We start from the raw sequence: 1,442 nt of genomic DNA on the forward strand, positions 1-1,442 counted from the left end.
GGTTCCGCCCTTACGGCCAGCCCTTTCAAGGTCTTTTGGTTTTAGCGGCCTTGAGCACCCGATCCGTCGACACGTGGGCATTCGCAGCTTTGCCTTCAAGCCACTCTTTGGGTTTAGGTACCTTCGGCCCCCGTTTGCTCTTGGCGACCGCTTTAGGTAGGACGTTTTTTGCCAGTGTCAGTAAGTACGGAGCCAATCCTGCTTCAGGGATTGGGATCGATAAGGGCTCTGGCGGCAAAGCAATCTGCATGCCCTCATATCCGCTGCGTACCTGTACCGTCAGGTGGAAAATCGATGCTTCCCAATCGTCAGGCAGGGTCTGGCGATGAGCCTGCTCAACGCTGCGTTTGAGCACCGCCAAAACGTTGTAAGCCAACACGGCCGACGCAAACCCCAACAGGGCTGCTTTGGGGTTGCCCAAGGTTTCGATTTCACTGTCCAACACCGCTTACAGGCGCTGGAACATCCCTTCGATACTCCAGCGACGGCGGTACAAATCAGCGATTTGCTCGGCACTGATAGAGTCAGGCAAATTGCTCCAGAACAGCAGTGTGGTGTCGCCGGATTCGGTGGTTTTTTGCAGCTTCAGTTCGACTCGCCGCCACTGGCGACCACCTTTTACTTCGATGATTTGCTCGCGCACGCTGCCTGCCGCAACCGCGATAGGCTCCTGCCAATCGCCTTCCTTAAGCAGACGTGGATGTTTGCTCTGTTCGCGGATGATGAACGAGGCCCCGGTATCTTCACAGGCCCCCATGACCGGGAGCGTGCAGTAGAGCCGATCAGCCATCCACAGTTGTCCCGCACTAGCTTTTTCCAGCAATGGCAGCACGCTGACGCGTTCGCTGGCATAGGCATCTTCACAAGGCTGAAGATCGACGACCTGGTCCAGATCGGGGTCGTAAACCACAACGGAAAAACCAGGCCGGGCGGCGCCCCGTTCCCGGCGCAAAGCGCCCAGGCGCTTTTCGCTGGAAGGCAGGTGGTTACCGTCAACGACCCTTAATTGCCAGCCAGGCAAAATGGCTGAGTGCCCCAGCTCTTTTATCGTCGGGGCCAAGCGCTCTGCGCTACCGGTGACCAGGGCGCGCAGCAGCGCAGGCTCTGTGCGGCTGACCTTGTCATACAGCGCCGTCAAGCTGACAGGAAGGTCTTCCATCTGCCGCGCGGCGGCATGCAGAGAAGGTCGCAAGCCCAATGAAACAAGGGACATCAGTTCAACAATGGTTGAAAACAAAAGCTCGCGTGGGTACTGCCGCTGACGATGTTCTTCGAACACCTGATCAACCCATTCAGCAGGAACAGCCTGTTCCAATATCACTTTGGTCATGACACTGGCCGGTGCTTTTTTCTCAAACCGCGCTAGAACTTCTGCCCACATCGCTTTCGTCACCCTGACTGGAGTTTTGAGGGATTTTATCAAAGACCTTGAAAGGGCTGGC

General features: G+C 56.7%; 1 pseudogene. It reads right to left on the bottom strand.

Annotated elements, in window-relative coordinates:
• Window positions 1–25: 25 nt before the first annotated feature.
• Window positions 26–1,330, bottom strand: a pseudogene (locus tag BLL36_RS29925) (IS4 family transposase).
• Window positions 1,331–1,442 lie beyond the last annotated feature (112 nt).

The sequence above is a fragment of the Pseudomonas cedrina subsp. cedrina genome (genome assembly GCF_001983175.1).
GTDB classification, from domain to species: Bacteria; Pseudomonadota; Gammaproteobacteria; order Pseudomonadales; family Pseudomonadaceae; genus Aquipseudomonas; species Aquipseudomonas cedrina.